This window comes from Bradyrhizobium sp. 170 (assembly GCF_023101085.1).
Classification (GTDB): Bacteria; Pseudomonadota; Alphaproteobacteria; order Rhizobiales; family Xanthobacteraceae; genus Bradyrhizobium.
Map to the genome: position 1 here is coordinate 8,355,418 of NZ_CP064703.1, position 19,131 is coordinate 8,374,548.

Annotated in this window: 24 protein-coding genes and 1 tRNA gene; 15 read left to right on the plus strand and 10 right to left on the minus strand. The window is 63.4% G+C overall.

From position 1 onward, the window contains the following. The first annotated feature begins 170 nt into the window (after positions 1-170). The 7 genes from IVB05_RS39375 (at position 171) to IVB05_RS39405 (ending at position 6,805) form a co-directional block, all read left to right on the plus strand. Positions 171-728, plus strand: coding sequence for an HNH endonuclease (locus IVB05_RS39375; protein WP_247781459.1), 558 nt, complete (start codon positions 171-173; stop codon positions 726-728). Between the two features lie 311 nt (positions 729-1,039). Beyond that, positions 1,040-1,963, plus strand: a complete 924-nt coding sequence (locus IVB05_RS39380; RefSeq protein WP_247781460.1) for a division plane positioning ATPase MipZ — start codon at positions 1,040-1,042, stop codon at positions 1,961-1,963. A gap of 125 nt (positions 1,964-2,088) precedes the next feature. After that, complete coding sequence (locus tag IVB05_RS39385) at positions 2,089-2,409, plus strand: hypothetical protein (protein WP_247781461.1); 321 nt, start codon at positions 2,089-2,091, stop codon at positions 2,407-2,409. 278 nt (positions 2,410-2,687) lie between these two features. Further along, positions 2,688-4,205: an AMP-binding protein gene (locus IVB05_RS39390; RefSeq protein WP_247781462.1), complete on the plus strand. Its 1,518-nt coding sequence runs from the start codon at positions 2,688-2,690 to the stop codon at positions 4,203-4,205. Between the two features lie 160 nt (positions 4,206-4,365). Beyond that, positions 4,366-5,337: a S1C family serine protease gene (locus IVB05_RS39395; RefSeq protein WP_247781463.1), complete on the plus strand. Its 972-nt coding sequence runs from the start codon at positions 4,366-4,368 to the stop codon at positions 5,335-5,337. A gap of 137 nt (positions 5,338-5,474) precedes the next feature. Next, positions 5,475-6,545 carry a phospholipase gene (locus IVB05_RS39400; protein WP_247781464.1) on the plus strand — a complete coding sequence of 357 codons (1,071 nt, stop codon included), beginning with the start codon at positions 5,475-5,477 and terminating at the stop codon, positions 6,543-6,545. 53 nt (positions 6,546-6,598) lie between these two features. Beyond that, positions 6,599-6,805 (plus strand): hypothetical protein, encoded by a 207-nt coding sequence (locus IVB05_RS39405; RefSeq protein WP_247781465.1) that lies wholly within the window; start codon positions 6,599-6,601, stop codon positions 6,803-6,805. A 62-nt stretch (positions 6,806-6,867) separates the two neighbouring features. Here IVB05_RS39405 and IVB05_RS39410 read toward each other — a convergent pair whose 3' ends face one another. From IVB05_RS39410 to IVB05_RS39425, 4 genes are all read right to left on the minus strand, one after another. Then, on the minus strand, positions 6,868-7,545 hold the full coding sequence (locus IVB05_RS39410) for a DsbA family protein (RefSeq protein ID WP_247781466.1): 678 nt from the start codon (positions 7,543-7,545) through the stop codon (positions 6,868-6,870). A gap of 30 nt (positions 7,546-7,575) precedes the next feature. Continuing rightward, positions 7,576-8,361, minus strand: a complete 786-nt coding sequence (locus IVB05_RS39415) for a sulfite exporter TauE/SafE family protein (protein WP_247787327.1) — start codon at positions 8,359-8,361, stop codon at positions 7,576-7,578. A gap of 99 nt (positions 8,362-8,460) precedes the next feature. Beyond that, on the minus strand, positions 8,461-8,940 hold the full coding sequence (locus IVB05_RS39420) for a PaaI family thioesterase (protein WP_247787328.1): 480 nt from the start codon (positions 8,938-8,940) through the stop codon (positions 8,461-8,463). Between the two features lie 5 nt (positions 8,941-8,945). Then, a complete protein-coding gene (locus tag IVB05_RS39425) occupies positions 8,946-9,371 on the minus strand; it encodes an acyl-CoA thioesterase (protein WP_247781467.1) in 426 nt (141 codons plus the stop codon). 136 nt (positions 9,372-9,507) lie between these two features. On the opposite strand from IVB05_RS39425, the gene IVB05_RS39430 reads away from it, so the two are divergent. Then, complete coding sequence (locus IVB05_RS39430; RefSeq protein WP_346771890.1) at positions 9,508-10,062, plus strand: TetR/AcrR family transcriptional regulator; 555 nt, start codon at positions 9,508-9,510, stop codon at positions 10,060-10,062. A gap of 41 nt (positions 10,063-10,103) precedes the next feature. Here the strand turns inward: IVB05_RS39430 and IVB05_RS39435 are convergent, their stop codons facing one another. Beyond that, positions 10,104-10,610 (minus strand): hypothetical protein, encoded by a 507-nt coding sequence (locus IVB05_RS39435; RefSeq protein WP_247781469.1) that lies wholly within the window; start codon positions 10,608-10,610, stop codon positions 10,104-10,106. Positions 10,611-10,787: 177 nt separating this feature from the next. Here IVB05_RS39435 and IVB05_RS39440 point away from each other — a divergent pair, with 177 nt between their 5' ends. Continuing rightward, positions 10,788-11,051, plus strand: coding sequence for a PsiF family protein (locus tag IVB05_RS39440; RefSeq protein WP_247781470.1), 264 nt, complete (start codon positions 10,788-10,790; stop codon positions 11,049-11,051). 148 nt (positions 11,052-11,199) lie between these two features. Then, positions 11,200-12,279, plus strand: a complete 1,080-nt coding sequence (locus tag IVB05_RS39445) for an AbrB family transcriptional regulator (protein WP_247787330.1) — start codon at positions 11,200-11,202, stop codon at positions 12,277-12,279. Positions 12,280-12,404: 125 nt separating this feature from the next. Here the strand turns inward: IVB05_RS39445 and IVB05_RS39450 are convergent, their stop codons facing one another. Beyond that, complete coding sequence (locus IVB05_RS39450; RefSeq protein ID WP_247781471.1) at positions 12,405-12,944, minus strand: disulfide bond formation protein B; 540 nt, start codon at positions 12,942-12,944, stop codon at positions 12,405-12,407. A 169-nt stretch (positions 12,945-13,113) separates the two neighbouring features. Between IVB05_RS39450 and IVB05_RS39455 the strand changes: the two genes are divergently transcribed. From IVB05_RS39455 to IVB05_RS39465, 3 genes are all read left to right on the plus strand, one after another. Then, a tRNA-Leu gene (locus IVB05_RS39455) sits at positions 13,114-13,198 on the plus strand. Positions 13,199-13,238: 40 nt separating this feature from the next. Then, positions 13,239-13,454 (plus strand): hypothetical protein, encoded by a 216-nt coding sequence (locus IVB05_RS39460; protein WP_247781472.1) that lies wholly within the window; start codon positions 13,239-13,241, stop codon positions 13,452-13,454. A 115-nt stretch (positions 13,455-13,569) separates the two neighbouring features. After that, a complete protein-coding gene (locus tag IVB05_RS39465; protein WP_247781473.1) occupies positions 13,570-13,785 on the plus strand; it encodes a hypothetical protein in 216 nt (71 codons plus the stop codon). Between the two features lie 120 nt (positions 13,786-13,905). Here IVB05_RS39465 and IVB05_RS39470 read toward each other — a convergent pair whose 3' ends face one another. Next, on the minus strand, positions 13,906-15,696 hold the full coding sequence (locus tag IVB05_RS39470) for a peptide ABC transporter substrate-binding protein (protein ID WP_247781474.1): 1,791 nt from the start codon (positions 15,694-15,696) through the stop codon (positions 13,906-13,908). 377 nt (positions 15,697-16,073) lie between these two features. Continuing rightward, positions 16,074-16,310 carry a hypothetical protein gene (locus IVB05_RS39475; protein ID WP_346771891.1) on the minus strand — a complete coding sequence of 79 codons (237 nt, stop codon included), beginning with the start codon at positions 16,308-16,310 and terminating at the stop codon, positions 16,074-16,076. 390 nt (positions 16,311-16,700) lie between these two features. Here IVB05_RS39475 and IVB05_RS39480 point away from each other — a divergent pair, with 390 nt between their 5' ends. Beyond that, entirely contained in the window at positions 16,701-17,762 is a 1,062-nt protein-coding gene (locus IVB05_RS39480; protein ID WP_247781476.1) for a lytic transglycosylase domain-containing protein, read from the plus strand. A gap of 72 nt (positions 17,763-17,834) precedes the next feature. On the opposite strand, the gene IVB05_RS39485 is transcribed toward IVB05_RS39480, so the two are convergent. Continuing rightward, complete coding sequence (locus IVB05_RS39485) at positions 17,835-18,164, minus strand: hypothetical protein (protein ID WP_247781477.1); 330 nt, start codon at positions 18,162-18,164, stop codon at positions 17,835-17,837. Between the two features lie 167 nt (positions 18,165-18,331). On the opposite strand from IVB05_RS39485, the gene IVB05_RS39490 reads away from it, so the two are divergent. Next, positions 18,332-18,637, plus strand: coding sequence for a hypothetical protein (locus tag IVB05_RS39490; RefSeq protein WP_247781478.1), 306 nt, complete (start codon positions 18,332-18,334; stop codon positions 18,635-18,637). On the opposite strand, the gene IVB05_RS39495 is transcribed toward IVB05_RS39490, so the two are convergent. Then, the gene (locus IVB05_RS39495) at positions 18,615-19,121 is read right to left on the minus strand and encodes a hypothetical protein (RefSeq protein WP_247781479.1); all 507 of its coding nucleotides are present in this window, start codon (positions 19,119-19,121) and stop codon (positions 18,615-18,617) included. The two genes, IVB05_RS39490 and IVB05_RS39495, sit on opposite strands and share 23 nt — an antisense overlap. Positions 19,122-19,131 lie beyond the last annotated feature (10 nt).

The window sequence follows — 19,131 nt, forward strand, 5'->3', positions numbered from 1 at the left end:
GCCCGGCATGGGCGGGTGAGGAACCGAGGCTTTTTCCGGGCTCCGGTCGACAAACCCCGCGTTCCCCTCGCTGGATAAGCCCCGGAACGCTCTTCACAATCCCGTCACGCTGCCTGTAGTATGCAGGGCGCATGCTGCTTCGCAGCTAACATGGGGGTCAGGAGCGTTACTTGAACGCACATGTCTCGCAGGGCGGTTGGCCGGTACTGGTGCTGAACGCGGATTTCCGGCCGCTGAGTTATTACCCGCTGTCTCTCTGGTCGTGGCAGGACGCGATCAAGGCGGTGTTTCTCGATCGCGTAAATATCGTCGAGCATTACGACCGCGCGGTGCGCAGCCCGAGCTTCGAGATCCAGCTTCCGAGCGTGGTGTCGCTCAAGTCGTTCGTCAAGCCGACCACGCATCCCGCCTTCACCCGGTTCAACGTCTTCCTGCGCGACCGCTTCGTCTGCCAGTACTGCCACGCGCATGACGACCTCACCTTCGATCACATCATCCCGCGCAGCAAGGGCGGCCAGACCACCTGGGAAAATGTCGTCGCGGCCTGTTCGCCATGCAATCTGCGCAAGGGCAATCTGACGCCGCAGCAGGCGCGGATGTTTCCAAGGCAACACCCGTTCGCGCCGACGGTGCATCAGCTGCATCGGAACGGGCGATTGTTTCCGCCGAACTATCTGCACGATAGCTGGCTGGATTATCTTTATTGGGATACCGAGCTCGATCCGTAGGATTTGGTCGCGCGGATTTATCGCGCCATCCATCGGTTGGCCTTCGGTTCGAGCCGGCAACGACATCAACACAAATGCGTTCCGTCCCCGAAGGCACACGCGCCATTGTGAAATTGAATCTCCGGTGATTGGCGCGCCATTGCAGGCCCGCCAGTCACCTTGGGGCTTGCGAAAAATGACCGGTAGCATCGGGCGACTAGGAGGCGTCTAGGAACAAACCGGCTGCTTGCGCAGTTATTTAACCCCTTGGCCTGCAGGGGCTGCGTGCCTCCTGAGCAGGCTTGAAAGCAACCGACAGTTCGAGGCGCACCGTGCTTACCGCGCCCGTACACCAATTGCGCGTGCCGCCGCATGTCGTCGTGGTCGGAAACGAGAAGGGCGGGTCGGGAAAAACCACGGTGGCGATGCACCTCGCTGTTGCGCTGCTGAAGGCCGGCCAGCGCGTCGCAACCGTCGACCTCGACAGCCGGCAGCGGACCCTCACCCATTATGTCGAGAGCCGGCGCGGCTGGGCCCGGCGGAACCAAGTCGATCTGGAGTTGCCGACGCATTTCTGCATCGCGCGCGTCGAAGGTGCCATGGTGGCGGAAAACGAGGCCGCCGAATGCTCCGATTTTCAGCGAGCGATTGCCGCTGCACAGGATCACCATGACTTCGTCGTGATCGATACGCCTCCGCATGACAGCTATCTGATGCGGCTCGCCCATTCGATCACCGACACCTTGGTGACGCCGCTCAGCGACAGTTTTGTCGACCTCGATGTGCTGGCGACGCTCGATCCGGTCACGTTGACGGTCACGGGGATCAGCCATTACGGCGAGTTGGTGCGCGAGACGCGTCGCCATCGCCGGCCGGTCGATGGCGCCCACATCGATTGGGTGGTCGTGCGCAACCGGATTTCGCCGCAACGATCATCGACCGCCCAAGTTCTTTGCGGCTGCTTGCAGGAGCTGGCCCTCAATGCAGGCTTCCGGGTTGTACCCGGCTTTCACGACCGCCCGATTTATCGCGACCTTTTTCCCCGGGGACTCACCGCGCTGGACGCGCTCTGCGAAACAATGCCCGGCATCGATGGGGAGGTCTCTCGCCTCCCCGCGCTCTGCGAGGTTGAGGGCCTGCTCGAGGGGTTGAAGCTGCCGATCAACGATCGCGCTCGCCGCCATGCAGCGCTTCGCGCCGAATGGTTTGCTTCTCGCGATCGCCCGCTGGATACCGATATCCTGGCCGGTCCGTAAGCTGCGAGGCTATCACGGTGGAACTTGCGGTCAAAAACCTCGTGAGCGCCGGGAACGACCGCGCGCGGTGTGGGTTCGGTTGTTCGGTTGCAAGCCGTAACAAGCAGTGAAGGAGATTGCGGAACATGACAACGAGATCGCGCATTTGCTCGACGGCCGGCCTGGCAATCGCCGGTTTGTTGGCCTTCGGCGTCACCGGTGCATCGGCACAGGCAATCTATGTCGATTCATATGCCGACGCCTATCCCGTAGCCGACCCGTATCCCGTGGCAGTGGCTCCGGGCAGCGTTTACGTCGCACCAGGGCCGGTTATCGGAGCACCGCCGATTGTGCGGCCACGCACCGTCGTGGTGAGCCGCCGGACCTATGTGCCGGCCCCGGCGTTTGGCGCGCCGGCGCCTATCGACTACGCGCCCTACGGCAACATTGTCGTTTCTGACTGGTGAGTTGATCGCGTAGACGCCCGACGCCCGCGTAGGAAGGCCCCGCCGAGGCGGGGCCTTTTCATTTCGCGGTCTGCCTCGCAGCGCGCCGATCCCTTGCGTCAAACATGGCGCCACTGCGCTGATTCAAGCCGGTAACAATGTCCGGGCAAATGCGTTCCGACCCAGCACACATGCTCCGGTCTCCCTTCACTCAGCCACCTAATTCTGTCACGATACTTTTGAGGCGCCCGCCTCGTCAGAACACAAGAGCGGCATCCACGCCCGCCAACGGAAACGCCATGCTCATTCCCATCGCCGACGTGCCGCGCTGGTATGCCGAACGGAAACCGAAGGACACGATCGCGGTCAGTCACGGGGCCGATGCCATCACCTGGGAGCAACTCGAGCGCAACGCCAACCGCCGCGCGCGCGCCTTTGCCGCCAAGGGCGTCAAGCCCGGCGATTTCGTCGCCATCGGGCTGCCCAACAGCAATGTGTTTTTCGAGACCACCTTTGCGGTGTGGAAATGCGGTGCGACGCCGACATCGCTGACCTGGCGGCTGCCGCGCGGCGAGGCTGCCGCGGTGCTCGATATTCTCAAGCCATCGCTGGTGGTCGGCGGCCAGCCGGATTGGAACGCGCCCAATTCACTGCCAGCCGATTTCGTGCCCGAGGGCGTGTCAGACGAGCCCGTGAACAATCCGGTGGCGCGCTACTGGAAGGCGATGACCAGCGGCGGCTCGACCGGTCGGCCGAAAGTGATCCTCGATCACAAGCCCGCCGTGGTCGATACCGCCGGACCGGCGGCGCTCGGCATGCCACCCGGCGCTTCCCTGCTCAACCCCGGCCCGCTCTACCACAACGCCCCCTTCATCGTTTCGCACACCGCGCTGTTCAACGGCGGACGCGTCACCGGCCTCATCAAGTTCGACGCCGAGGAATGCTTGCGCCTGATCGAGGCCAGCCGGGTACAGTGGGTCAATTTCGTGCCCACCATGATGCACCGGATCTGGGCGCTGCCCGACGAGGTGCGCAACCGCTACGACTTGTCGAGCCTGCAGATCGTGTTTCACATGGCAGCACCCATGCCGCCATGGCTGAAGGAAAAATGGATCGAGTGGCTGGGGCCCGAGCGCATCTACGAACTCTATGGCGGCACCGAAGCACAGGGCGCCACGATCATATCGGGCATTGAATGGCTCGAACACCGCGGCTCGGTCGGCAAGATCGGCGAGACCGCGCGCCTGCGCATCATCGGCGAAGACGGCAACGAGGTCGCCACCGGCGAAACCGGCGAGATCTACTTCCTGCCCAATGACGGCGCCGGCTCGACCTATCACTATCTCGGCGCCGAGCCGAAGCGCCGCGCCGACGGCTGGGAATCGCTCGGCGATATCGGAATGCTGGATGCGGAAGGCTATCTCTATCTCGGCGACCGCCTCGCCGACATGATTTTACGCGGCGGCGCCAACATCTATCCGGCCGAGGTCGAAGCGGCGGTGACGGAACATCCCGAGGTGCGCTCCTGCGTCGTCGTCGGCCTGCCCGATCCGGAATTCGGACAGCGCGTGCACGCCATCCTCGAACTCGACGGCAGCACGGATGCGCAAGCGGTTGCCGACGGCATGGCCGCATTCCTGGCCGACCGGCTCAGCCGTTACAAGCACCCGGAAAGTTTTGAGGCCGGCACCGTCGGCTTGCGTGACGATTCCGGCAAGGTTCGCCGTACGCTGCTGCGTGACGAGCGCGCAGGCTGGCTGAAGGACAACCGCGACTTCCGGATCATGCCGGCCCGGGCGCGGGCGAATGCGGAATGATCCTCAACGGCCACGGAACATTTGTGAATCTGCCCTCTTATGAGTCGCATGACGGCCCATTTTGGGGGACACTTTCAAGACGGCCGTTTGCAGCATAGATTGTCATGAATTCCCGCGCGCTCCTCGCATTAAAGCGCGCCGGCTCGCCAGGAGACCATCGATGCCCTCTTTGACCGAATGGAGAGTGCCGCCCGCAAACCAGCCGCGTCCGGGCGACTACGCGTTCGACCTCGACAAAGCCCTGTCGTCGGTGGTCGGGCTGCATTCGATCATTCCGTCCGACGCCTTCAGCGCGGAGACGCTCGGCACCGAACGCGCCGGCAATGGCGTGCTGATCGATGACGGGCTGGTGCTGACGATCGGCTATCTCATCACTGAGGCCGAAGCGGTGTGGCTGCATCGCGGCGACGGCCGCGTGGTGGAAGGCCACGCGCTCGGCTTCGATTTCGAATCCGGCTTCGGCCTGGTGCAGGCGCTCGGCGACCTCGATCTCGAGCCGCTGCCGCTCGGCAATTCCGCCGCCGCCCAGATCGGCGATCGCGTGGTGGTCGGCGGCGCCGGTGGGCGCACCCGCTCGGTCGCAAGCCAGATCGCGGCCAAGCAGGAATTCGCCGGCTATTGGGAATATCTGCTGGATGAGGCGATCTTCACCCATCCCGCGCATCCCAATTGGGGCGGCACCGGGCTGATCTCGGGCCGCGGCGAACTGATCGGCATCGGCTCGCTGCAGCTCGAACGCGAGCGCGAGGGCAAGGCCGAGCACGTCAACATGATCGTGCCGATCGATCTGCTGAAGCCCGTGCTCGACGACATCAGGAAATTCGGCCGCGTCAACAAGCCGGCGCGGCCGTGGCTCGGCATGTACACCACCGAAATCGACAACCGCGTCGTGGTGGTCGGCATCGCCAGCAAGGGACCGGCAGCGCGCGCCGAACTCAAGACCGGCGACGTCATCCTCGCGGTCAATGGCGACAAGATCACCAGCCAGACCGGCTTCTACCGAAAACTCTGGTCGCTCGGCGCTGCCGGCGTCGACGTGCCGCTCACCGTCTACCACGAGGGCGTCACCTTCGACGTGGTGCTGAGTTCGACCGACCGCGCCAGGCTGTTGAAGGCGCCACGGTTACACTAGAGCCCCGTTCCGATGGAATCGAAACTGGGTTCTGGATTTTTGATTTGACGCGTTTTCTTGACGCGAACCGATCACCATCCCCGGATCAAGTCCGAGGACATGCTTTGCTGGAAAACGCTTTGGGATAGGAATGCATAATGAGTGAGGCCGTGGTGGACGACATCGTGGCCGTGCTGCCGCCGCTGTTGCAATCGCTGGAAGCCCTCGGCTTCATCGCGCGCTATCTCAATCCGCCGGATTTCGACCGCGTGATGCAAGCTGCCGGCAAGCCGGACGACGCGCTGCGCGCGCTTCGGCCGCGGCTCGAGCAATGGCCCGAGGGTTTCGCTGACATCAAGATTCCGCTCGAAACAGCAAGCGATGCGGCGCTCGCTGCGTTCGAAGCCTTGCGCGTCGTGCAAAGCGGCCATGGCGATTTCGTCAGCCTGTTTCGCGCGCTGCGTTACGCTCCGCGCGCGCAGGAGGCGCTGTATGCGCTGTCGGCAAGATTGCCGCCGGTGAACCAGTTCTTTGTCGATCCTGCACTGCACGGCGACGCCGATCTCGCGGCGCGGCTGGCGGCGCCGGCCAATGAAAACACCGGCGTCTTCCACAATCAGAACGAGCCCGGCAGCCGCGGCGGCTTCTCGCTGTATGTGCCGGAATATTACACGCCCGATCGCGCCTGGCCGCTGGTGATGGCGCTGCACGGCGGCAGCGGCAATGGCCGCGGCTTCCTCTGGAGCTGGCTGCGCGACGCCCGCAGCCGCGGCGCGATCGTGATCGCACCGACCGCCACCGGCAGCACCTGGGCGCTGATGGGCGATGACAGCGATACGCCGAACCTGATGCGCATCCTGGAATCCGTGCGCTTGCGATGGAACATCGATGCGGAGCGTATGCTGCTGACCGGAATGAGCGACGGCGGCACCTTCTGCTACGTGACGGGGTTCGATAGCGCGTCGCCTTTTACCCACCTCGCCCCGGTGGCGGCGACGTTTCATCCGCTGATGGCGGAAATGGCCGATGCCGACAGGTTGCGCGGCCTGCCCGTTCATATCGTGCATGGCCGGCTCGACTGGATGTTTCCGGTACAGGTGGCGCGGCAGACCAGCCAGGCGCTGTCGGCCGCGGGTGCCAAGGTCACCTACCGCGAAGTCGACGATCTCAGCCATACCTATCCGCGCGAGATGAATGCGGAAATGCTGCAATGGCTTGATGGCCCGTAGACATGGAACCATCCTCCGGGTGCGGCGTTATCAGCCGCAACGGAGGGATTGCCATGCAGACGTTTGTCGGAATGATTTTGGGTGCGCTGCTGCTGGTTGGCAGCGTTTATGTCTACGATTCCATGCAGACGTCGAGCGTCGCGAGCGGCCAGGTCGCGCAGGCCAACCGCACCATCGTCAACTGGGACGTCGCGGCGGCCGACTGGAAGACGCTGAAGACGCGCACCCATGAGGAATGGGTCAAGATTTCGTCGAAGTAATTTCGGCGACAGAGCACAGGATTGACGCCGTCGTCATTCGCGACGGCGTTTTTTTCTGATCTCTAGTTGGTCTTCTTCGCCTTGCGCGCGTCGGCAATCACCATCTCGAATTCCGCCATGGTCAGGATTCCCGGCACGCGGAACTTGCCGACGATGAAGGACGGCGTGCCCTTGAATCCAAAGGCCACCGCCTGATCGTGGTTGCGGGTGAGGATGGCATCGATCGCCTTGGCGTTGGCCGTGGCGTCGCGGTTGAGGCGGTCCATGTCGATGCCGGCGCCGGCCAGCAATTCGCGAATGCGCGGTTCGGTCAATTTCGAACTGACGCCGATCATCGCCTCATGCGCGGCCATGTACTTGCCCTGATACTTCGCCGCCAGCGCCATCCGCGCCCCGAATTTCGAGACCTCGCCCAGGATCGGCCAGTCTTTCAGCACCAGGCGAACCTTGCCGTCGTCCTGCACCACTTGGCTGATCTCGGGCGCGATCTTGCGGCAATACGGGCAGTTGTAGTCGAACCATTCGACGATGTTGATGTCGCCGTCGGGATTGCCGGTGGAGGGCACATCAGGGTCGCGCAGCACCAGCGCCTCGGTCAGCACGTCGTCGCTTCGTTGCGCGAACGCCGGTCGCTGTGCCGCGCCGGCGCCGAGCAGCGCGGCACCGCCGCCAAGCAGGCCGAGCGCCGTGCGCCGTGTGCATCCCGGGCCGGTCCCGGCCGGATTGTTCGATCGCATCATGTGGGTCTCGCGAAGGGCTGCATCCCCTGTCTACGCCGGAGATGGGGATATGTTACGCGCCAGCATATAGAGCGCCACCGCAATAATGACCACGGCGAACACGATATTGAGCGCACCGCGGCGCTCGGCGAGGTGCCGTGCCGAACGCGTGCCGGCCAATCCGCCGGCGATGCCGCCCGCCACGAACAGCCCGGCCAATGCCCACGACACCAGCCCGGACCAGGCATAGCTGGCGGCCGTGGTCATGCCGAACGCGGTGACCGCGACCAGCGACGAGGAGACCGCGTTCATGATCGGCATGCCGGTTGCCAGCATCAGGGCCGGCACGATCAGGAAGCCGCCGCCGATGCCGAAGAATCCCGATATCGTCCCGGTCGCCAGACCAAGACTGACGATGGCCGGCATGTTCGACATCGAGACCTTGACGTCAGGCAGGCCGATGCGCGAACGCGTCTTCAGCATCAACAGCGCGATGACGATCATCACCAGTGCGAACAGCGCCAGCAGTTTTTGGCCGTCGACCATCTTGCCGAGGATCGAACCGCCGAAGGCGCCGGCCATCCCGGCTGCGGCGAAGATCAGCGCGCAGGACCAGATCACGGTGCCGCCGCGCGCATGGTTGGACAGGTTGATCGCGGCGTTCGCAGCCACCGCGATCGCGCTGGTGCCGATCGCGACATGGGGCTCCGCCACGTCGACCACATAGACCATCAGCGGTACCGCGAGGATCGAGCCGCCGCCGCCGACAAGGCCGAGCGAGAACCCGACCAGCATCCCCGACGCCAGTCCCAGCACGCCTTGCGCGGTGGAGATGATCAAATTGAAAGACTCAGTTGCACGGCGGGACCATAGAAGGAATTTCTCCGGATCGCCATGGCTGCAGCACAAAGCTGCACTGCAACAGAGATCAGCGCATCAGGCCGATGCCCGCGCACTCCCCTGCGACGCCGCACCTTCACGGGCCGGCAGCGCCATTAGCGTGCCGCTCATGGTCGCGATCAGTGTCTCATTGCCGTCTTGCTCGGCATAGGCCCTGCCCTCGCACACCGTCAGCGTGCGGCCGGGCTTGACGACGGTGGCGCGGAACGCGAAGCGCTCGCCGCGTGCGGGCGCGAGCAGGTTGGTCTTGAATTCCACGGTGAGAATCCCGGTTGCCGCCGGCATCAGCGTGAAGGCCGCGATGCCGCAGGCGTTATCGAGCCCTGCGGTGATGATCCCGGCATGGATGAAGCCATGCTGCTGGGTGAGGTCGACCCGATAGTCCATCTTGAGATCGACCTCGCCCGGCTCCAGCCGCGCGATCGAAATGCCGAGCGTCTTCATCGCCCGCTGCTGCTCGAACGTGGCGATTGCGATCGCGCGGTAATCCGGATTCTTCGGCTCGAAGCGCGACACGCGGTTCATGCCATCGCCGGTTCGAGATGCTTTTCAGCCGCGTCACGGATCGCGGGCGCGAACGGCGCGGACTTCCGCGCCTGCCGGTCCATGTGCACGCCGACGAATTCGCAAGTCGCGGCAATCTCGTCGGTTTCGGCGTTGCGCATCTCGTGCATGAAGCGGATCGACTTGTCGCGGATTTCCACGAGCCGGCTCCTGACCTCGACGATGTCGCCGGCCAGCAGCTCGCGCTTGTAGGTGATGTTCTGCTGCACGGCGGCCATGCCGCGGCCGGACTCGCGCAAGTATGACGGCGTCAGCCCCAGCCTTGCGAACAGATTCCAGTTCGCCTCGTCGAACTTGCCGACATACCACATGATGTTCATGTGCCCGACATGATCGCATTGCCAAGGATAGACCGTGCCGCGATAGGTCGCGTCCGTCTCCATCGTTTGCTCCCGCTTTTTTAGTTCTGATACGGTAGCGTATCAGGCCATATTCGGGCTAGCAATACGGCACCGTATCAAGAATCGGTGAGACCGGACCATGAGCGATCCCCAGAGCGACGCCAAGGCAGACACGCGAATCGGCGAGGGGCGGAGCGAGAGCTGGATCGAAGCCGGCTTTGAGGAAATCGCCAGGTCCGGCGTCGGGGGAGTGCGGGTGGAGGTGCTGGCAAAAAACCTCGGCGTGACCAAAGGCGGCTTCTACCGCCGTTTTCGCGACCGTGCGGCCCTGCTCGAGGCCATGCTGCAACGCTGGAGCGCGGGGCGCATCGCCGCGATCGTAAAGCATACCAGCCTCGACGGCGCCACGGCGCGCGAGCGGCTGAAGGCGCTGATCGCGCTCTACTCCGAACGGATGAATACCGAAGGCATGGCGGTTGAGCTCGCGATCCGGCAATGGGCCCGCTCCGACGAGCTCGCGGCCAACGCGGTGGCGAGCGTCGATGCGGCGCGGCTGAAGAATGTCGGGCATCTCTACCGCGCGACCGGCTTGCCTCCGGAGGAAGCCGATGCGCAGGCGTTCCTGTTCTACTGCTTCGTGTTCGGCCAGAGCCTGTTGTTTCTCGAACGGGGCCCGCGCAAGCGCGCGCAACTGGTGGCGAAATCGGCCGAAACATTGCTTCGCGAATTGTAGGCGCGGCCGAAGCATCCGGCCGCGCCCTCGTCGGTTGCTGCTCAGGCTGCGCCCTTCAGCTTCTTGGTGCATTCGCTGTAATAGCCGCCGCCCTTCTGGATCCACTTCATGCCGCCATTGGCGTTGGTGGCCTTGTTGGCGTTGTACTGATCCACGCAGGTGTGCATGCGGGCCTTGCCGGCGGTCTCCTTGGAGTATTTGGGATCGACGGCGTTCGGATAGACCGCAGGGCCTGACGGTGCGGCCGGCGCCGCAGCCTCCTTGGCTTCCTTCTTTGATTCCTTCTTGGCTTCCTTGGGCGCGGCAGCCGGAGCCGCAGCGGGTGCAGCCGCCGGAGCGGCGGCGGCAGCCGGCGCAGCGTCGGCGCCGCATTGGGCTTTCCGGAAGTCGTTCCACTTCTGGCCGCCCAGCGTGCCGGCGGTTTTCGCAGCCTGGTATTTGGCGCTGCATTCCTGCGCGGTCAGCGCCTGCGCCGGCGACGTCGTCATCGCAAACGCAGCCAAACCCGACACCGCAATCGCACCCAGTATTTTTGCTTGAATAGTCATCCCTGGTCTCCTTGGAGAAGTCATCTGCGGGCGCCATCCTAGCGCAACCACAGCTTGCGACAACGCGCAGATCGACCCTCCGGTAAAAAATTTTGTGTCAGCCAGTTCAACTTCATTCACCTGTGGTTCAGCATGGCAACGCAACGGTTGCGTCCTTGTTTCAATCCGAGGTGCCCCATGACGAAAATATCCTCCCTCGCCACTGCAACCGCCGTTTCCCTTCTGCTCATGGGCTCCGCCTTCGCGCAAACCACGGCGCCGGCCAAGACCGAAACGACCAAGACCGAAACCAAGGCATCGGCGGAAAAGAAGGCCGAGAAGCCGCGCACCGCCGCCTCGCTCGAATGTTCGAAGGAAGCCGATGCCAAGGGGCTTCACGGCAAGGAGCGCAAGAAATTCCGCTCCGCGTGCAAGAAGGCCGCCGCCGAAAAGGCGAAGTAACCGCCCCGCCCTCCTGCGCGAGGGCCATATCGGGACCTTCCGCATTTTTGATGACGCCGGCGGGCCATCGCCGGCGCCGCCGCGCATTGCTGCAATCGCGTGACGCATTTGTACCTCGATGACGGATTTGCCATAACGCGGCGTGAGCCTGATCCCCGCATCGATATCCTCCGCCATTGCCGACCGCGCCAAAATTTTCGGCACGCTCGAGACGCTCGTCATCGGCGCCGCCGGTGGCCTGCTGTTTCTGTGGATTAACCTGCCGGGCGGGCTGATCTCCGGCGCGATGGTCGCCGTCGGCATCGCCGCGCTGGCGGGGCGGCCGGTCACCATGCCGCCGATTCTGACGCAGACCGTGCTGGTGCTGCTCGGCATCACGCTGGGCTCGCTGGTGTCGCGGCAACTGATCCAGCACATGAGCGCCTATCCCTTGACCATCGGCCTCCTGGCGCTCGCGACCTTCTGCTCGACCTTCGGCTCGAGTTTTTATCTGCAGCGCTTCCACGGCTGGGACCAGACCTCGGCGCTGCTGGCCGGAAGCCCCGGCGCGCTGTCGCAGATCACCATGCTCGCCGCCGAGAAGGGCGCCGATGTCGCCGCGATCGCCGTGGTGCAGACGATGCGCGTGATCATCCTGACCGCCGCGCTGCCGCTGCTGCTGGCGCTGACCGGCATTGCGTCGACGGCGCCGGTGGAGGTGGCCAGTCTGATCGCCTCGCCGCTCGAACTCGCCGTGCTGGCCGCCGCGGCCGTCGCCGTCGCGCTGCTGCTGCGGCTCGCCAAATTTCCGGCAAGCTGGATGTTCGGCGCGATGATCGCATCCAGCGTGCTGCACGGCACCGCCCTGATCGAGGGCGGCCTGCCGCCCTGGATGCGCGGCGTGGCGCTGGTCGGAATCGGTGCGGTGATCGGGACGCGGTTTGCGCGGATCAGCAAGTCGACGCTCGTCAGCCATATCAATGCCGGGCTGGGCTCGTTTGCGGTGGCCATCGCCATATCCGCCATCTTCGTCACGGTGATCATGCTGTCGACCGACGTGCGCTTCGCCGACGTCGTCGTGGCGTTCGCGCCTGGCGCGATGGACGCCATGCTGGCGCTGGCGCTCACGCTGCATATCGATCCGATTTTCGTCGGCGCCCATCATCTGTCGCGCTTCGTGTTCGTCTCGATCACGACGCCGGGGATCGTGCATCTGTTCGGGCGGCCGCAGGAGGACGTGGACGATTAGGGTAGTCTCGTCATTGCGGGCGGATCGTAGGATGGGTGGAGCGAAGCGAAACCCATCGCGGTCACCGCAGTCATGGCTGAGATGATGGGTATCGCTTCGCTCCACCCATCCTACGGCCCAACGGTCTACGTGGTCCGCTTCGCCGAGACGATGCCCCACACGGCCATCATCGCCATTGCCAGCGAGATCAGCACGTTGTAGCCGGCGAGCGAGAGGCCGAGGAAGCGCCACTGCACCTCGTCGCAGCGGATTACTTTGACGGTGTCGAGCCGCTGCAAAAGCGTGCCGGCGCTGCCGAGATCGGAGACCGGGCCGGAGCAATCGGTCGGGCCCTGCCAGAACTGCCACTCGACGCCGGCGTGATAGCCACCGAGCCAGGCATTGGCGAGGGCCGCGAGCAGAAGCACCGCAAACCCGGCCAGCACTACCTGCCGCGGCGCCCCGCGCGAGGCGGCAAACGCCACCACGAGGGCGAGCGGCAGGGCCAGATAATAGGCGTAGCGCTGTTCGAGGCAGAGCGGACAGGGGCGGATATCCAGCACGAGCTCGAAGAACCAGGCGCCCGCCAGCGTCGCCGCGGCTGTGGCCGCAATCGCCAGAGCCGCGACGGCCGCCGGATCGGCGGCATGGCGCACGGGCCGGGAATGGGCGGCTTCAGATGTCACGGACGTTCTCCGGAGCACAATTCATGCTCAAACAGGCAATAGCGTCGTATCCCGCCTCCGCCCGGGTGTCGAGCCACGCCACAATCACATCCGCGCGGGTTGACCCGCGCAGGCCGCCCGCTATATTCCGCCCGCTTCGCCGCACCGGGCCTCCGCCCAGCGACCGAAGGCCCCTGTGGCGGAACTGGTAGACGCGCTCGACTCAAAATCGAGTTCCGCAAGGAGTGCTGGTTCGATTCCGGCCAGGGGCACCAACACCTGTCAAAATCCCTCAGCATTTGCTACGTTGTGCACATGGCAAATCAGACGAAATCGATCGGCCGCCGCACCACCATGGTGCCTGTTACTACGATGGAAGAGATCCCGGTGCTGTCCGAGCGGGAGCGCGGCGAAATGACGACCTCGCTCAAGGAAGCGGAGGCGCGCATCAATGCCGGCAAGGCCGTCGATTACGAGCCAAAGGCCTTCAAGGACCGATTGATCGCCATCTACCGGCGCGGCAAGCGTTAACGCCATATGACTTACCGCGTGCGGATCGATCCGGTTGCGCTTGGCCAGATCGAACAATTCGCCACATGGCTCTCGGACTATAGCGAAGACTTCGCCATCGAGCAGATCGAGCGCCTTGACGGAAATCTTGCGTCTAAATCTCGGCGAAGCCCCGCTCACCTGGGGCTACTTCCCACTTACCGGCGCGCCCTATCGCGCGTACCTCTTTCGCGTCGGCCGCAGAACCCAATGCTGGATCGTATACACCGTTGATGAGGACGCCCGCATCGTCGACATCCTGCTGTTCTGGAGTGCCAGTCGCAATCCAGAGCGTTTGGACCTGCACCGATAAACCCGCTCGAATTAAGCAGGAAGCGCTGGTTCGATTCCGGCCAGGGCACCACGAATTCTGTGCAGCGCCGGCCAATCGCGCGGCCGGGCTGCTACGCCCGGCACATCCAAAACCCCGCTCTCACCCCTCCCGGTACCAGCTCGCGAGCTGCCACAGATCGTTGTCCCAGCCCGAGATATGCACCGTCAGCTTGCCGCTGAGCGCCGCGACCCGGGTTCGGGAGACGATGGGCTGGATGTAATTGTCTGTCACGACGAGGTCGTTGAGCTTGATGAACAACGCCGCGCGCTTCACCGCGTCGAGCTCCCGTTCGACCTGCTTGTAGATCTCGTCATATTCCTTGCTTTGCCAGCGCGAGACATTGCGCCCCTGCCACTTGTTTTCCTTGTTCGCCACCTGCCACGACACATACTGGTTCATGAAGAACTGCGGATCGGCCTGCGGCATGGTGGTGTTGTACATCTGCGCGTCGCAATAGAAATGCGGGTAGGTGTCGGGATTGGCGGCGTCGGAGGAGAAGAACACCGATCCCACCACCGACTTCAGTTCGACGTCGATGCCCGCTTTCTGGCACGCCTGCTTGACGATGGCCTGGGTCTTCTGCCGGGGCGCGTTGATCGAGGTCTGGAACACGAACTTCAGCGGCTTGCCGTCCTTGGCGCGAATGCCGTCGCCGCCTTTTTTCCAGCCGGCGGCCTCGAGGATCTGGTTGGCCTTCTCGATGTTGAATTCGAACCTGGTGTTCTTCGACCGGAAGCGTTCCGGGTTGTTGAGAAAGTTCGCGGTGGCCAGCGCCGTGCGGCCATAGATGAATTTCTCGATCGAGGCGCGATCGATCAGGAGATTGATGGCCTGGCGCACGGCCGGATCGCTGAACAGCGGATGTTTGGTCTTGATGCTGGCGCGCTCGCCATCGACCTCGACTGAGGGATCGGTCGAGTTGAGCGACATGAATTCGACATTGCCTGACGTCGTGATGTTCACCCTGCCCTTTCCGGCGGCCTCCAGCTTCAGCAGGATCTCCTCTTCGACCAGCATGTTCCAGGCATAGTCATATTCGCCGGTCTGCAGCACCGCGCGCGCCGCCGACACCGCGTCGCCGCCGCCCTTGACCTCCACCTCGTCGAAATGCGGCCGGTTGGCGACGTGGTAGTTGGGATTGATCCTGGCGCGGATCATGTCGCCCGGCTTGAAATCCACGAACAGATAAGGGCCAGTGCCGACCGGCTTAAGATTGTTCGGCGCCTCGCGCGACCTGGCGCCGACGTAATCCCTGAACAGGTGTTTTGGGATGATCATGCCGTAGTTGCCGACAAAGGCATCGGCCCAGAACGGCGTCGGCTTGGCAAAAGTGAGGCGCACGGTGAAGTCGTCGATCTTCTCGACCGTGATGTCCTTGTAGTTGGCGATCGAGACGGCCGCGGTCTCCGGCGTTTTGGCATATTCCCAATTGAAGACGACATCGTCTGATGTGAACGGCATGCCGTCATGCCATTTGACGCCGCGCTTCAGCTTCCAAACCACCGAGCGGCCGTCCTCGGCCAATCCATCATTCTCCTTGCTCGGAATCTCGGCAGCGAGGATCGGAACGAGGTTGCCGTCGCCATCCCATCCGGCCAGCGGCTCGTAAAAGATCCGGGAGCCTTCCTGGTCCTTGGTGCCGACGGCGAAATGCGGATTGAGCAGGGTCACGGCCTGCCAATACATCAGTTTCAGCACGCCGCCGCCGCCGGCCTTGGTCGGCTTGTAGGGAAGCGCGGTCGCAGCCATCGCAACCCCGGACCGGCTCAGCATCATCCCGGCCATCGGCGCCGAAAGGCCTACGGCAATCATTCGCTGGACAAATTCCCGCCGCGACAACCGGCCGGTCTTGACGTCTGCAATCAGGTCTCGAAGTTCCCGCTCTTTCATGGGCCGGCTCCCTCACTGGTGGTGAATGCCTGATCACGCTCGATCAAGGAAATGGATCAGGTCAGCGCGAACCTGTCAAAGCAGGATACGGGCCATCCCGTCATGGCAAGTCCATTTTTGCCAAGTCCAGCCGAGACAAGGTGACGCGGTGTCAGCCGGCACTGGGGATTACGGTGGCGGTGCATTCAATTGACACGTCACGCCTTCGCAGGCACTCGCGTGCCGCGCCGGAGAGAAGCGGCCGCGCATGTCTGATCGTGAGGACTCCGCTCGCATTGAAGCAGCACTTCGCGCCGCACGGGCAAGCACCTCACGTCCGTTTCGTCGTTCGTCACCAGCCGCGAAGGTCGATTCTGGCGATCGCGTGGAACGGCGGATTACGCCTTCGGCTCCAATCCGGCCTGCGCCCCGGGCTCAACCATTTGGCGCGGCACTCCCTCTCCACTTATCGCGCGGTCCAGGGCGTCGATCAGCATCTGAATCTCGATGAACTTGTTGCGGGCCCGTTCGGCCTTGTCGCGGTCGAAAGGAGCGGCCAGCACCTTCGCATGCATGTCCCTGTCCTCGATCATGCGTGCACGGGCTTTATTCAGCGTTTCAAGTCGCTCGCTCATTTTGGTTCTTTCAACAGAGGGATTGGCGCCACGCTGCCGGCGCGTGCTCATGCGTACACTGATCCAGCCACTGGCGCCATCGATCAATGGCGCGTCATCATCATCAGAGCATGCAAAGAAACCGTATCGCTCGCGCGATCCTCGCTTTCCTTCAACCTGTCCAACCAGCGACAGCCGCCGGTGCCGAAGCTGAAGGTTACGCCGGGGCCACCACTGTGGCGGGTCAAGCGGATTCGATCGGCGCGCCACCGTTTGAGCACGAACGTCCGGGAACTCGTCACGCGCACGGTAGAACTACGGGTCAGAAAACACAGCTCTGCCGCAGTTCATCCGCGAAATGTCCACATCCGACTTCTATCCGGCGGGCCTTCACCACATGGATGGAAGTTGATGCGATATCTTTTCGCCGCCGTGATTGCTGTGTTCGTGATTGCGGTGGATTTTGAATGTTCCGACATCAGGTCGATATGGATGGAACCATCTTTCGTCGTTGCCGAAGCGCAATCGGAACCTGCCACGACATCGAATTCGCACACTGGAACTGTGACCGCGTCCGTTGAGTCTTCGCTAGCGTTGGACGTCGTTGCCGCGCCATACGAGAAGGCAACGGCAGCCGACGCCGATGCTCATGCAGCCGCCTCGGTCGACAACGAGTCCAAGTCAGCGTCGGGAGACAATGAGTCCAAGTCAGCGGATGTGATCTGCGAAACGGTCAAGACTGCCGCCGAGGAACACGATATTCCGATCGGATTTTTCGTGCGCCTGCTCTGGCAGGAAAGCAGGTTTCGTTCCGAAGAAGTCAGTTCGGCAGGCGCGCAGGGCATTGCGCAATTCATGCCGCAAACGGCCGTCGAAATGGGTCTGAGAAACCCGTTCGATCCGCTGCAGGCGATCCCTGCGTCGGCAAAATTTCTTCGCAAGCTCTATAATCAGTTCGGAAATCTCGGGCTTGCGGCGGCAGCGTATAATGCGGGCGGCGGCAGAATCGAGAAGTGGCTTTCGCGGCGCAGCTCGCTGCCTGCTGAAACGCGCGCTTACGTCAAGATCATCACCGGTCACAAGGCCGAAGCCTGGACTGCCGAAGAGAGCACCGTCCACATGCCGACCGATCTGCCAAAGAAAGCGCCATGCGAGGGCGTCGGCGGCCTGTCACGGCAAGACCAGACCGCCGCCGTGAATGTCGACCTGACGCCTTCCGCCAGCGCGATGTTGCGCAAGGCGGAAGCTGGCGAAGCCGAGGAAAGGAAGACCGCGGCCGCCAGGAGACTGCGCGTTGCCGCAGGTTCGGCGGCTCGACATGCCAGTGCGGCATCCCGAAAGACAAAAGCCCGCGCTGTGCTGCTGGCTGCAAAGGGATCTGCGCGTAAGCCGGGGAAACAAGCCGTGCGTCTCGCGTCGGAATCTTCGACCGCTGGCCGGACCAGGTCATCGAGGGCGGCACGGGAATTGTAACTATCGTCCATCTGTCGTTAAACGAAAGAAGCCCGCGTCGCTCGCGGGCTTCCCTTGTCTCATCGGTTCATCCTACCAGCGATAGCCGCCGCTGCCGAAGCTGAAGGTTACGCCGGGCCCGCCGCCGTAGTAGCGGGGACCGTAGCCGCCATAGTAGCGCGGACCGTAATAGCCGTACCGGCGCGGGGCGTAGTAGTTGTAGCTCCCGTAATACGGCCGGTAGTGACGGTGGCCCCAGTGGCGATGGCGGTATTGCGCGCTGATGTCGGTCGGAGATTGCCTGGCAATCCGGGATTCATCCGTCGAGGATTTCGACTTCACCGCGTTGTCGGCGGCGTAGGCCGCGGAACCTCCCATCACAGCGGCGGTACCAACGGCAAACACGATAGCTAGTTTCTTCATCATCGAACTCCAGTGAAACGTGTCGGGGCTAACCGGCCGGCGCGCGCGACGTTCCGGCGTGCGACATAAAGACCTCCCTCGTTGCTTGAACGAATGTTCATGTAGATCAACGCGTCTGCGACGAGAGTAGCGTTGTTCGATCATGCGCGCGGACGTAAAGATCTGCGATGATCGAAAAGCAGCGACAGTGCAGATGTGGCGCGATCTATTATCGCATCGAAGCGATGGCGCCCTCGCGCGAGATCGATAGTTTTGAATGCACGGTTTGCGGTGCGACCCTCGAGAAGTGGGATACCGCGTGGGTGCCGACCTATCGATTGATCGTGGAGCCTGCGATCGAGATCGTGAAGCCGACGATCGAGATCGCAGAGCCTGCGATCGAGATCGCAGAGCCTGCGATCGAGACCGAGCAGCAGGTCGACACGGGCGCGCAGACCGGCGACTGCAACGCTATTGCACCGGACCGATCGTAACCGCGATCGTATCCGGCGCCACACCACTCACCTGCAGCACGACCGGGCTTGCGTCGAGATCGAGCCGAACGCTCTTGCGCACGCCCGGGCAATCGCTGCGACCGGTGCTGCCGACGGAGCGGGCGTAGCGGCCGTTCTGGATCACGTCGATCCAGGCGTCCTCGGACAGCGTGATCTGGTAGACGCCGGGCTTGGCCAGCGCGGGCAATCGCACCATGCCGCCATGCCACTGCTCCGTTCGCGGCTTGCGCTCCGGCGGCATTTCGAAGGAGGCTTGCGCCGCCGGCTGCAGGCGAATGACCAGCGCGCCCGCCGGCAGCGCCGATAGCGCCTCGCCGGCCGCAATCGTCGTCTTGCCGGTTGCCGCGAACGCCACGCGCTCACCCGCGAGCGGCCATGCGAATTTTTCGCAGCCGTCGTCGGCGGCCTCGGCCGGTCCGAGCAAAGCGAGCAGCGCAATGGCGACGAGGCCTGAGCGGAGCATCGAAAATCCC

Excerpts from the sequence above, each read along its gene's own strand:
- IVB05_RS39385 (WP_247781461.1), top strand. The coding sequence starts at position 2,089 with ATGACAACGAGATCGCGCATTTGCTCGACGGCCGGCCTGGCAATCGCC.
- IVB05_RS39390 (WP_247781462.1), top strand. The coding sequence starts at position 2,688 with ATGCTCATTCCCATCGCCGACGTGCCGCGCTGGTATGCCGAACGGAAA.
- IVB05_RS39395 (WP_247781463.1), top strand. The coding sequence starts at position 4,366 with ATGCCCTCTTTGACCGAATGGAGAGTGCCGCCCGCAAACCAGCCGCGT.
- IVB05_RS39400 (WP_247781464.1), top strand. The coding sequence starts at position 5,475 with ATGAGTGAGGCCGTGGTGGACGACATCGTGGCCGTGCTGCCGCCGCTG.
- IVB05_RS39405 (WP_247781465.1), top strand. The coding sequence starts at position 6,599 with ATGCAGACGTTTGTCGGAATGATTTTGGGTGCGCTGCTGCTGGTTGGC.
- IVB05_RS39410 (WP_247781466.1), bottom strand. The coding sequence starts at position 7,545 with ATGATGCGATCGAACAATCCGGCCGGGACCGGCCCGGGATGCACACGG.
- IVB05_RS39425 (WP_247781467.1), bottom strand. The coding sequence starts at position 9,371 with ATGGAGACGGACGCGACCTATCGCGGCACGGTCTATCCTTGGCAATGC.
- IVB05_RS39435 (WP_247781469.1), bottom strand. The coding sequence starts at position 10,610 with ATGACTATTCAAGCAAAAATACTGGGTGCGATTGCGGTGTCGGGTTTG.
- IVB05_RS39440 (WP_247781470.1), top strand. The coding sequence starts at position 10,788 with ATGACGAAAATATCCTCCCTCGCCACTGCAACCGCCGTTTCCCTTCTG.
- IVB05_RS39460 (WP_247781472.1), top strand. The coding sequence starts at position 13,239 with ATGGCAAATCAGACGAAATCGATCGGCCGCCGCACCACCATGGTGCCT.
- IVB05_RS39470 (WP_247781474.1), bottom strand. The coding sequence starts at position 15,696 with ATGAAAGAGCGGGAACTTCGAGACCTGATTGCAGACGTCAAGACCGGC.
- IVB05_RS39475 (WP_346771891.1), bottom strand. The coding sequence starts at position 16,310 with ATGAGCGAGCGACTTGAAACGCTGAATAAAGCCCGTGCACGCATGATC.
- IVB05_RS39480 (WP_247781476.1), top strand. The coding sequence starts at position 16,701 with ATGCGATATCTTTTCGCCGCCGTGATTGCTGTGTTCGTGATTGCGGTG.
- IVB05_RS39485 (WP_247781477.1), bottom strand. The coding sequence starts at position 18,164 with ATGAAGAAACTAGCTATCGTGTTTGCCGTTGGTACCGCCGCTGTGATG.
- IVB05_RS39490 (WP_247781478.1), top strand. The coding sequence starts at position 18,332 with ATGATCGAAAAGCAGCGACAGTGCAGATGTGGCGCGATCTATTATCGC.
- IVB05_RS39495 (WP_247781479.1), bottom strand. The coding sequence starts at position 19,121 with ATGCTCCGCTCAGGCCTCGTCGCCATTGCGCTGCTCGCTTTGCTCGGA.